Source organism: Halobaculum roseum (assembly GCF_019880245.1).
Taxonomy (GTDB): Archaea; Halobacteriota; Halobacteria; order Halobacteriales; family Haloferacaceae; genus Halobaculum; species Halobaculum roseum.
This window is the reverse complement of record NZ_CP082286.1, coordinates 2,553,885-2,564,799: the sequence shown is the minus strand read 5'-3', so window position 1 is coordinate 2,564,799 and position 10,915 is coordinate 2,553,885. Positions and strand designations below refer to the sequence as shown.

The 10,915-nt window shown below is 71.5% G+C and carries 12 protein-coding genes; 4 read left to right on the top strand and 8 right to left on the bottom strand.

The genetic code is table 11. The features are described 5' to 3' along the window. Positions 1 to 98: 98 nt before the first annotated feature. The 4 genes from K6T36_RS13085 to K6T36_RS18925 form a co-directional block, all read right to left on the bottom strand. Positions 99 to 941 (bottom strand): polyprenyl synthetase family protein, encoded by an 843-nt coding sequence (locus K6T36_RS13085; protein ID WP_222921660.1) that lies wholly within the window; start codon positions 939 to 941, stop codon positions 99 to 101. Positions 942 to 1,028: 87 nt separating this feature from the next. Continuing rightward, entirely contained in the window at positions 1,029 to 1,982 is a 954-nt protein-coding gene (locus K6T36_RS13080) for an electron transfer flavoprotein subunit alpha/FixB family protein (RefSeq protein ID WP_222921659.1), read from the bottom strand. Beyond that, positions 1,979 to 2,770, bottom strand: a complete 792-nt coding sequence (locus K6T36_RS13075) for an electron transfer flavoprotein subunit beta/FixA family protein (protein ID WP_222921658.1) — start codon at positions 2,768 to 2,770, stop codon at positions 1,979 to 1,981. Before K6T36_RS13075 ends, K6T36_RS13080 begins: the two co-directional genes overlap by 4 nt. Positions 2,771 to 2,881: 111 nt before the next feature. Continuing rightward, entirely contained in the window at positions 2,882 to 4,354 is a 1,473-nt protein-coding gene (locus tag K6T36_RS18925) for a helix-turn-helix transcriptional regulator (protein WP_225935129.1), read from the bottom strand. Positions 4,355 to 4,532: 178 nt separating this feature from the next. On the opposite strand from K6T36_RS18925, the gene K6T36_RS13065 reads away from it, so the two are divergent. Next, positions 4,533 to 5,876: a DUF7094 domain-containing protein gene (locus tag K6T36_RS13065; protein ID WP_222921657.1), complete on the top strand. Its 1,344-nt coding sequence runs from the start codon at positions 4,533 to 4,535 to the stop codon at positions 5,874 to 5,876. Between the two features lie 72 nt (positions 5,877 to 5,948). Continuing rightward, positions 5,949 to 6,506 (top strand): type IV pilin, encoded by a 558-nt coding sequence (locus K6T36_RS13060; protein ID WP_225935128.1) that lies wholly within the window; start codon positions 5,949 to 5,951, stop codon positions 6,504 to 6,506. 20 nt (positions 6,507 to 6,526) lie between these two features. Here K6T36_RS13060 and K6T36_RS13055 read toward each other — a convergent pair whose 3' ends face one another. Then, positions 6,527 to 7,168 carry a methyltransferase domain-containing protein gene (locus K6T36_RS13055; protein ID WP_222921656.1) on the bottom strand — a complete coding sequence of 214 codons (642 nt, stop codon included), beginning with the start codon at positions 7,166 to 7,168 and terminating at the stop codon, positions 6,527 to 6,529. Positions 7,169 to 7,296: 128 nt separating this feature from the next. Here K6T36_RS13055 and K6T36_RS13050 point away from each other — a divergent pair, with 128 nt between their 5' ends. Then, the gene (locus K6T36_RS13050) at positions 7,297 to 8,061 is read left to right on the top strand and encodes a creatininase family protein (RefSeq protein WP_222921655.1); all 765 of its coding nucleotides are present in this window, start codon (positions 7,297 to 7,299) and stop codon (positions 8,059 to 8,061) included. Between the two features lie 55 nt (positions 8,062 to 8,116). Here the strand turns inward: K6T36_RS13050 and K6T36_RS13045 are convergent, their stop codons facing one another. Then, positions 8,117 to 8,560, bottom strand: coding sequence for a DUF5790 family protein (locus tag K6T36_RS13045; protein ID WP_222921654.1), 444 nt, complete (start codon positions 8,558 to 8,560; stop codon positions 8,117 to 8,119). Positions 8,561 to 8,653: 93 nt separating this feature from the next. Continuing rightward, positions 8,654 to 9,004, bottom strand: a complete 351-nt coding sequence (locus K6T36_RS13040; RefSeq protein ID WP_222607024.1) for a dihydroneopterin aldolase family protein — start codon at positions 9,002 to 9,004, stop codon at positions 8,654 to 8,656. A 147-nt stretch (positions 9,005 to 9,151) separates the two neighbouring features. On the opposite strand from K6T36_RS13040, the gene azf reads away from it, so the two are divergent. Next, entirely contained in the window at positions 9,152 to 9,955 is an 804-nt protein-coding gene (gene azf / locus K6T36_RS13035) for an NAD-dependent glucose-6-phosphate dehydrogenase Azf (protein WP_222607023.1), read from the top strand. A gap of 40 nt (positions 9,956 to 9,995) precedes the next feature. On the opposite strand, the gene K6T36_RS13030 is transcribed toward azf, so the two are convergent. Next, on the bottom strand, positions 9,996 to 10,733 hold the full coding sequence (locus K6T36_RS13030; protein WP_225935127.1) for a DUF309 domain-containing protein: 738 nt from the start codon (positions 10,731 to 10,733) through the stop codon (positions 9,996 to 9,998). Positions 10,734 to 10,915 lie beyond the last annotated feature (182 nt).

Below are 10,915 nucleotides of genomic sequence, written 5' to 3'. Positions count from 1 at the left end.
GCTACCCGTTCCTGCCCGGGGAGATCCCTCGAACCGTCGATCCGCGGTGTCTTCTCCCCGGTACGACGGGAGTTCGGCCGTCGCGATTCCGGCGGGGCCTACCGCTCCCGAACCACGACGAACTCCGCCAGATCCCGCAGGTATCCGCGAGCGTCCGACTCGCCGACCCCCGCGGTCTCCAGCGCCTCCAGCGCCGCGTCCGCCTGGTCGCGGGCGCGCTGGTCGGCCTCCTCCGGGGTGAGGTCCGTCACCTGCAGCAGTGACGGTCGGTCGACAGCCTCGTCGACGCCGGTCGGCTTGCCCAACTCCTCGGCGTCGGCGGTCGCGTCGAGCACGTCGTCGCGGATCTGGAAGGCGACGCCGACGCGCTCGGCGTACTCGCCGAACGCCTCGATCGTGAAGCCGTCGGCGCCGGCGGCGACGGCGCCGAGTTCGGCGGCCGCACGGAACAACGCGCCCGTCTTGCGGCGCGCGAGCGTCATGTACTCCTCCTCGTTCGTGGGCTTCGCGACCAGCTCAGTCGCCTCGCCCTCGCCGAGCTCCACCATCGCCTCGGCGACGACCTGCATCGCCTGCTCGTTCGCGGAGAAGAGGTGAAACGCCTCCCCGAGCATGCCGTCGGAGGCGACGATCGCGGGGCCGTAGCCGAACGCCGCCCACGCCGAGGGGGTGCCGCGGCGCACGTCCGAGCGGTCGATGATGTCGTCGATGACCAGCGAGGCGTTGTGGACGAGCTCGACCCCGACCGCGAAGTCGACGGCGTCCTCGGGGTCGCCGCCGGCGGCCTCACACGCCAGGAGCGTCACGGTCGGGCGGACGCGCTTGCCGCCCGCGAGCGCGACGTGCTCGATCTCCTCGCCGAGTTCCGACGGCTCGACCGCCCCGGTCACCTCCGCGAGGCGCTCGTCGACCATCGCGACCCGACGCTCCAGATACTCCATTGACGCGTGTTCGGGTCCGGTCGGAAAAGAGGGTACCGGATGCGGGAGCGGCGACCGGGGGCGAAAGCCGATCCGAGCGTCGGCCGATCAGGAGAACTGTTCGATGAGTTCCGGCACCACGTCGAACAGGTCGCCGACGATCCCGTAGTCGGCGATGTCGAAGATCGGCGCGTTCGGGTCCGTGTTGATCGCGATGATCGTCTCGGCACCCTTCATCCCGGCGACGTGCTGGACGGCCCCGGAGATACCGATCGCGAGGTACACGTCCGGCGTCACCTGCTTGCCCGACTGGCCGACCTGCCGGTTCTTCGGGAGCCAGCCGTTGTCGACGATCGGCCGCGAGGACGACAGCGTCGCGCCGGTGACCTCGGCGAGTTCCTCGATGAGTTCGAGGTTCTCTTCCTCCTCGATACCGCGGCCGATCGAGACGAGGAACTCCGCGTCTGCGATGTCCACGTCGCCGGCGCCGACCTCCTCGAAGCCCTGCACGCGGGCGCCGGAGGCCGACTCGTCGAACTCGTAGTCGAACGCCTCGACGGGGACGTCGGCCGTCTCCTCGACGGCGGCCCACTCGCCCCCGCGGACGGTGACGGCGAACGGCTCCTCGCTCACCCCGACGGCCGTCTCGACCTTCGATCCGTACATCTCGCGGGTGGCCTCCAACCCGCCGTCGTACGCGAGGCCGACCGCGTCGGCGACCAGCGGCAGGTCGAGGCGGTTGGCGACCGCCGGCGCGTAGTCGAGGCCGTTGACGGAGTTGGGCATCAGGACCGCCGTCGGCGACAGTTCCTCGAACAGCGCGGCCGTCGCGCCGGCGTACAGGTCGTGGTTGAACTCCACGCCGTCGTCCACGACGTGGATCGCGTCGACGCCCGCGAGCGAGAGCCGGTCGGCGAACGCCTCGGTGTCGCCGGCGATCACCGCGAGGTGGAGGTCGCCGCCGAGGTCGGCCGCCAACTCGCGCCCGGCGCGGACGATCTCGAAGCTCACGTCGCGAAGCTCGCCGCGTCGGTGGTCGGCGACCGCGAGCACGTCGCTCATTCCGACACCACCCCCTTGTCGCGGAGCACGTCGGCCAACTGCGCCGCCTGTTCGTCGGCAGAGCCGTCGAAGTACGTCGCGTCCGACTCCGTCTCGGGCTCGTACATCGCGGTGCGCTCGATGGGCGAGGCGACCGCGTCGGCGTCGAGGCCGAGGTCGGCGAGACCGAACTCGGCGATCTCCTTGCCCTGGGCCTGGCGAATGCCGCGCAGGCTGGCGTACCGCGGCTCGTTCAGTCCCGTCTGGATCGTGAGCACCGCCGGGAGGTCCACGTCGGTCAGCTCCTCGATTCCCCCCTCGAGCTCGCGGTGGACGTGCGCCGTCGAAAGGTCGTCGTCGGTGTCGAGGTGGTTGACCACGGCCGCCCAGTCGAAGCCGATCTCGTCGGCCAGCGAGACGCCGGTGGCGCCGAAGCCGTCGTCGGCCGCCTGCACGCCCGAGAGCACGAGGTCGGGCTCCTCCTCCTCGACGACGGCCGCGAACAGCCGCGTCTTGGCCGCAACGTCGAGGTCGGCGCCCGCGACGTCGTCGTCCCACACGCGGATCGCGCGGTCGACGCCCTTCGCGAGCGCCATCCGGATCGTCTCCTCGGAGCGCTCGGGACCGATGGTGGCCGAGACGACCTCCACGTCGTCGTACTCCTCCGAGAGCTGGACGGCCGCCTCGACGGCGTAGTCGTCCCACTCGTTGAGGTCGTACTCGAGGAACTGCTCCCCGATGTCTGTCCCCTCGATCTCGAAGTCGTCGGCCGCCTCCGCGACCTCCTTGACCGTGACGAGGATCTTCATCGCGCAAACGTTGCCATGGTCGGGGGTAAACAGTTTCGGAACCGCCGGCAACGGGCGAGGCGTCGGTCGAGGTCGACGGTCCCCGTCGACCGGGCCGGACGGCCCCGGCGACTACGACCAGCCGCCGGGTCCGGGACCGACCGCGTCGCCCCCGTCGTCGCCCGATCCGCCTCCGCCGTCTCCGTCATCGCGGCTCCCGTTCCCGCCCGACCCGTCGCCCTCGCTCCCGTCGTCGTCGCCTCCGTCGTCGTCCCCGTCGTCGACCAGCGAGATGAGGTTCTCCCGGCCGAGCCGCAGCTTCTCGACGCGCCCCTCGTCGGCCATCGCCGACAGTAGCTGCGACACCTTCGCGTCGGACCACCCCGTCTCGTCGACGATGGTTCCCTGGCGCATCCGGCCGCCGTGACCGTCGAGGAGCCGTTCGACGCGTTCCTCGTCCGAGAGGAGTTCAAGGTCCTCCTCGGGTTCAGTGGCGCCGTCGTCCCGTTCTTCGCCTGCGGCGGCAGTACCGTCGCCGTCCGTTCCGTCGGCCGTCGTCCCGTCGCCCGCGGCGGTCGCGCCGACGGCACCGCCGGTCGATCCCTCACCGGTCTCCGCTCGATCGGGCGCGGCGCCCGCGGATCCGCCATCGCGCCCGTTGCCGTCGTTCGGACCGGGGTCGGCGGCGGCACCCTCGGTCGACCCACGGGCGCCCCCGGGCGTCGATCCCGTCCCGGCGTCGGCGTTGGCGTCGGCGCTCCCGCCGGCACCGGCGCCGGCGACGTTGCCGCGGCGGTACGCCAACACCGCGACGACGAACAGCAACACGACGCCGGCGCCGGCGAGCAGTTCGAGCAGGAACGACGACTCCGGCTCGGGATCGCCGGGCTCGTACCGGACCGAGATGTCCCCGGCCTCGAACCGCTGGGGACCCTCGGCGACGATCCGGCGGTCGCTGATCGAGTAGCTGAACCCTTGCGATACGTCGCTGACCTCGTAGTCCGCGGGCGGCTCGATGACGAGCCGCTGGGAGGCCGACAGCGAGCCGAACCACGTGCCGTTGCTCGGTGTCCGGAACGCGTCCCCGAGCGCGAGGACGCCGTCGTCGCCCGGTTCGAGGAAGTTCGTCCAGGTGAACCGGAGCCGGAGGACGCCGGATCGGTTCGTCAGCGTCGCCGTCCGGTTCACCCGCTCGATCGACATCTCGCGGCCGGTCGCCTCCGCGGCCGCGGCCGCGGCGTTCTCGAACGGCTCGACCGTCGGTCCACCCTCCGCGTCGCCCGCCTCGTACTCGCTGGCGTACTCACGGAAGGCGTCGCGGGCGTGCTCGTCGTCGAGCCGGACCCGCGTTTCGACGGTCCACCGGGCCGAGCGGTCCTCCCGGAGGGAGACGGTGAAGTTCGTTCGCGGCGCGCCGACGGTCGAGGCGAGTTGGGGGGACGCAGCGCCAGGCGACGACGCGATCGCCTGACCGGTATCTGCCCCGCCGACGGGGAGGTCCGCGGGTGACGGCGAGTTCGCCGACTGGACGGCGCCCGCGGCCGTCGCGCCCGCGGCAAGCGAGACGATGAGGGCGAGCGCGGCGAGGAGGGCGACGTACCGCATGCTGTGTATGCGACTCTTGGCGTTTTGGCAAAACCCTTTCCATCGGGGGTCGCGATCGCGGCGCCAGCACCGACTTCCGGGCCGCGGTCGGGCCGTCCGTCGCCCGGCCGTCGGTCCTCGCAGCCACACCCGTTCGTGTGGACCGGTTTTTTATCGGATGGCTCGGTACTCACCAGCGATGCGAGTCATCCCCGTCCTCGTTGCGGTCCTCCTGGTGTCCGTGGCCGTCGGCGGCGCGCTCGCGGTCCCCGACCGGGGTGGAACGACGCCCACGGTCCCCGACAGCTCCGCCACGACAACGGCGACCGATACGCCCGCCGCCGCCGGATCGGCGTCCACGGCAACCGTGGCCGCGATCAACGGGACGGCGCCGATACGGGTCCTCTCGCTGGAGGGCAACGGCAGCGTCGCCTCCGACATCGACGTGGTGACCGTCGACGCGGGAACCGCGACCACCTTCGGCGCGAACGCCTCGGCCGCACGCATCGAGACGATCGCGTTGCGCGAGCGGATCGATAGCGCGAACACCAGTGACGAGCGGCAGATACGGATCCTCGACGGGCTGAACGAGGTCGACAAGGACCTCATCAGCCTCCACAGCCGTCACCGCGAGGCGGTCGCCGCCTACCACGCGGGCGAGATCTCCGCGCGGGAGTTCCTCGTCGAGCTGGCGCGGATCCGCGCCAGCGCGGCGGTTCTCGAGGAGCGTGTGCTCATGCTCGACCGGCTCGCCGAGGGGACGGACGACTTCGCCCTGGACGACAGCCGCGTGTTCCCGGTGGTGTACGATCTCCGCACGTTCGACGGGCCGGTTCGCTCGCGGACCGCCGCGGCGCTCGACGGCGAACCCGGTGCGTCGACGCGGGTGTACGTCGAGGCGACCGAGTCGGGGATCGTCCTCTCGACTGTTTCTGACGGCCAGTTCGTTCGTGAGGCGTTCCGCGGGGACCTCCGCGAGCGCGACGACACGAGCATCGACGAGGAGACCGCCCAGAACGTCACGGCGCGGAGCTACCCCGAGGTGTGGGCCGCGACCGGCGGCTCGGTCGCCGGGCAGGGGTCGGGCGGGACGTTCCTGTTCGATCTCGCGTATCCGAACGGAACCTTGACCGCGTTCGTCGGCGGCGGGACCGAGCGGGTGTTCATGGAGCACCAGCGCGTCGACCTCGCGGCGGTCTCCGGCGGCGAGGCCGTCACGAGGACGCTCGATCTCACGCTAACCGTGAACCGGACGTTCCCCGGCGGCCCGCTGCGCGTCGCCGTCACCGACCCGCAGACCGGCGAACCCGTCGACGCGGTCGTGAAGATCGGCCGCGAGGGCGGCGAGAGCACCGACGTCGGGACGACCGGCGAGGACGGCATCCTGTGGACGGTCTCCCCGCGTGGGGAGTTCGTCGTCACCGTCGTCGAGGTGGGCTCGACCGAGGTGTCGACGATCAACGTCGCGCCGACCGACGACGTCACCGTCGACGAGGCGTTCACCTCGGCCGACGATTCCGGGTCGTCGAACGCCACCGGGTGACGATCGGCGCCCGGTCGCTCGTCGTCCGCGGCGATCGTTTATCACCGATAGCGGCACCACCTTCCGCCGTCGATGGATCGAGACGCCACGGCGGGATCGACAGCACGCGGTTCCGCGGGCGACCGTGACCGGCGAGCCGCCGCTTCTTCGATCGGCGTCGTCCTGTTAGTGCTCGCCGCGGTCGCGCTCTCGGCGACGGTCGGGGCGGCGACGCTGTCGACCGCCGGGGTGACGGAGCCCGGCGCGGGCCCACAGGACCCGTCTACATCGGAACCGCGGTCGGCGCCGGTCGCCGCCGTCATCGGGCTCACGGTCGCGGACGGAACGATTACACTCACCCACCGCGGCGGCGACACGCTCGACGTGCGCCGACTGCGCGTCGTTATCCGCGTCAACGGGTCGAGCATGCGCCACCAGCCGCCGGTCCCGTTCTTCGCGGCGCGGGGGTTCGCGAGCGGGCCGACGGGGCCGTTCAACCTCGCGAGCGATCACGCGTGGTCGGCCGGGGAGTCGACGACACTGACGCCCGCCGGGACGAATCGACCGCGGATCCGGCCGGGATCGACCGTCGAGGTGACGGTGTTCGTCGGGTCCCAGCGGTTGGCCGCGCCGACCGCGGCGGCGACGTGAGCGAACGCGCGACGGGTAGTTCAGTCGTCGTTCGGCTCGTCCGACTCCGGCACAGTCGCGACGGACGTTATCGCCCGCGGGGAGCCGCGGTGGCGCTGCTGGATGAAGTGACGGGTCCCCTCGAAGCCGGCCTCGCTGAACATCTCCTCGGCTTCCTCGGCGTCGTAGAACAGCATGATCGCGTCGGCGAGCTTCTGGAAGACGCGCAGCTTCGGGTAGTCGGGGCCGACGACGAGCACGGTGCCGCCGGGCTTGACGACGCGGCGGAACTCCCGCAGCGCGGCGACGGGGTCGGGCCAGTACTCGATCGAGCCCGACGACCAGAGCTTGTCGAAGCTGTCGTCCGTGAACGGGAGGCGCTCGGCGTCGCCCATGTGGAAGTGGACCTTCCCGTGTTTGCCGAACTTCCGGAACGCCTGCTCGAACTGGCCGCGCGACTGGTCGAGCGCGTACACCTCGTCCACGTGATTGAGCAGCCCCTCGGTGGCGAACCCGGTGCCGGCGCCCACGTCGAGCACGCGGTCGTCGCGGTCGGCGTCGAACCACTCCAGCGCCTGGTTTCGCATCCGGTCGTCCCAGATGTAGGGGTTGATCGTGTCGTAGACGCGCGAGAAGTACCGGTAGAACAGCCGCGCGTTGTCCTTGTCCTCGAGGATACCCATTGTGCTCGCGTTGGGACGCGCCGGTCATAACCCCCACGGAACCCCGTCCGGGCGAGGGAACGTGAGCTATCGGCGGCTCGCACGTCGGCATAGCCGGCTACAAGTCGGACCGGGACGGAGGGGTAGTCATGAAGCTCTCGGAGGCGACGTGGACGGCGGTCCGCGACGCCGACCTCGCCGCCGCGCTGCTCCCCGTCGGGAGCACCGAACAGCACGGCCCGCACGCGCCGCTGGGGACCGACGCGCTGACCGCGGAGGCCGTCGCCGACGCGGCCGCCGACCGGTGGGCGGACGACCGCGCGAGCGACGCGGACGACGCCGTCGCCGCCGGCGACCTGCTCGTCGCGCCGCCGGTCCACGTCGGCGTCGCCGAGGAGCACCGCGCGTTCGACGGCACGCTGTGGGTGTCGCCCGACACGTTCCGCGCGTACGTCCGCGAGACCGTGGAGAGCCTCGCGAGCCACGGGATCGACCGGGTCGTCCTCGTCAACGGCCACGGCGGCAACGTGGAGGCGCTCGCGGAGGTCGCCCGCCGCGTCTCGCGCGACGACACGACCGACGCCTACGCGGTCTCGTTCACGTGGTTCGAGGCCGTCGGCGAGCACGCGAGCAGGATGGGCCACGGCGGGCCGCTGGAGACGGCAATGGTGCGCCACGTCGCACCCGATCTCGTTCGCGAGGACCGGGTCGAGGAGGCGCGCGACGGGGGGAGCGACCGCTGGGGGGAGTGGGTTCGCGGGGTGAACCTCGCGCACGACAGCGACGAGTTCACCGGGAACGGCGTCGTCGGCGACCCGACGGAGGGGACGGCCGAACTCGGGGCGGAACTGCTGGAGCGCGCGAGCGACGCGCTGTGTGACGTCGCCCGCGCGGTCGTCGACCGAGAACGCTGAGAACGGCGGGGAGGGCCGGCTGAGATCGTCGGGAACGGCCAGCCGAGGTCGACGGTTACGCCTCGGCCTCCTCCGCGTCGTCGGCGTCCGCGTCCGGGTCGACGCCCTCGGCGTGGGCGTCCTCCAGGTCGCCTTTGATCTGCGGGACGACGCTCGTCAGCTCGCCGACCTGCTCGTGTGCCTCCTCGAGGGTCTCGACCAGTTCCTGGAGCTCGTCGATCTCCGCGGCCAGTTCCTCGTCGTCCTCGAACGCGCCGGCGCGCTCGCCCAGCACGTACTGCTTTTTCGCCTGCCGGAGCTCCTCGACGGCGTCGCCGGTGTCCAGCGCCGACCGGAGCCCGTTGAGCGCGCCGAGCACGTTGTCGGCGTCCGTCTCCCAGACGGCGTCGGCGTCCGGCAGCGTCGCCTTCGCGGCCCGGAGGTGCGTCTCCACGTCCTCGCGCATCTCGTCGGCCGCCTCCCCGAACAGGTCGTCGTCGTCGAAGGTAGACTGCGGCATACCTCCGGATTCGCCGGGGACCTTCTTAAGCGGTCGCCCGAAAGTGAAAGTGAAATCGGCGGCGGCGCGGACCGAGCCGGTCGAATCCGGCCGTCAGTCGTCCGGTTCGACGACCTCGACGAGCTTCATCAGCGGGTAGCCGTCCTCCATCTCCATGCGCGTGCGGACGGTGACGCCCTCGTACGCGACGCGCATCTCGACCTCCATCAGGTGCCCGGACAGCTCGGTGTAGCCGTTCTCGTGGTCGATGTCCGCCGCGACGGCGTCGTCGTCGATGGCGACGGTCACGGACTCGCAGTACGGCTGGTTCTCGATCGACTCGGCGATCGCCGTCTCCAGCGAGCGTGTGCTCCGGGGAGAAACGGGCGTTCCCGCGAACTGATGGTACAGCGAGCCGAACTTGATGCCGGCCTCGAAACACGCCTGCTGGGCGTCGGTAGCCATGGCAGACGGTGGACGGGGCTCGGGCAAAGGCGTACCGAGTGACTGCGTCCGAACCGCGGGTCGTCCGTCCGAGCGACGTGTCAGCCGGGATGAGAACGCCGGTCGAACCGCACCTTACTTACCCGCGCTCGTCGGATATCTCACCGAATGGACGAACCGGTACTGCTCACCGGGGCGGGCGGCCGCGTCGGCCGCGCTATCCTCGCCGGCATCGGCGAGGCGTACGACTGGCGACTCCTCGACCGCGAGCCCGTCGCCGCCGACGCGCTGCCCGACGGCGTCACGGACGACGACGTGTTCGTCGCGGACGTGACCGACGACGCCGGCGTCCGCGAGGCCGTCGAGGGCGTCGGCGCGGTCGTCCACCTCGCTGGCGACCCGCGGCCGAACGCCCCGTGGGACTCCGTCCTCGCGAACAACATCGACGGCACGCAGACGATGTTCGAGGCCGCCGTCGACGCCGGCGTCGACCGGTTCGTCTTCGCCTCCTCGAACCACGCCGTCGGCGCCTACGAGACCGACGACCGGACCCCCCACATGTACCGCAAGGACGACGAGTTCCGCCTGGACGGCTCGGAGCTTCCCCGACCCTCGAACCTCTACGGCGTCTCGAAGGCCGCCGGCGAGACGCTCGGACGCTACTACCACGACACGCACGACCTGACGGTCGCGTGCGTCCGCATCGGCAACCTCACGAAGGGCCACCCGCCGAAGGAGTACGAGCGCGGGCAGGCGATGTGGCTCTCCCACCGCGACTGCGCGCACCTGTTCGACCGCTGTCTCGCGGCCGACTACGGCTACGAGATCGTCTACGGCATCTCCGACAACGACCGCAAGTACTACTCCATCGAGCGCGCCCGTGAGGTGCTCGGCTACGACCCGCAGGACAACTCCGCGGAGTACACCTTCGGCGGGGAGCCGCGGGAGGAAGTCGAGCCGGACTCGGCGTAGTCGCCCTCGATCCGCGCCGCCGTCCCCGACGCGACGACGCTCAGAACAGCCCCTCCACGTCCTCCTCCTTGCGCCGCTCCTGTTCGACCAACCCCGTGAGCCGGTCGTACACGATCCCCCGCGATCCCGCGTCGCCGGCGCGGACGAAGTCGAACAGCAGCGCCGCGAAGCGCGAACGGCCGGCCGCTTCCTCCTCGCTGGCGAACCGCGCCGCGTCCGCGACCGCGTCGGCGTCGAGCCCGTGCTCCTCCGCCAGCGCCTCGGCCGCCAGCGCGACCGCCTCCAGCGACAGCGATTCGGCGGCGACGCGCTCGCCCTCGTGGGTCAGCGGCGGCGCCGGCTCGCGCTCGACGCGTTCCGGGTCGGCCCGCAGTCGGGCGAGCGCGTCGCGCGCGGCCGCCACGTCGACGCCGCGGTAGTTGTCCGGCACGTCGGCGAGGTACCCGCGTCCGCTCTCGGCGAGGCCGACCGCGCCCGACCAGTTGCGCTCGCGGGCGTGGTACTGGGCGGCGGTGAACTGGATCAGCCCGTGAAACAGCGCCTCGTCGCGAACGAGGGTGTCGGCCGCCGCGTCGTCGGCGGTGTCGATGTCGGCGGACGCGTCCGGGTCGCCGGCGCCGTCTCCCGCGGCGGCGACGGCGCTCCTGATGTCGAGCCACACCGCCTCCCACGGGTCGTGGGCGGCGTGGTACTCGCCGGCCGCGTACAGCGCGAGGCCGGCACGCAGCGCCGCGACGCGGGCCGAGTCGTCCGGTGCCGGGGCGTCGCTGGTGGTCACAGCGGAACTCGGACGGGCGCGCGTTTCAGTCTGTCCGTGGCGGTCGCTCGCTGTGCAATTGTCCGTATGCAGAGCGACAACCGCGCCGCGTCGTGCGAGCGACGGAAGTCGCTCGCGGTGTGGCGGCGCGGTAAGAACGTCCGGACGGAGTTCACGCGAGCGGTGCGCGGTCGAACGAAGTG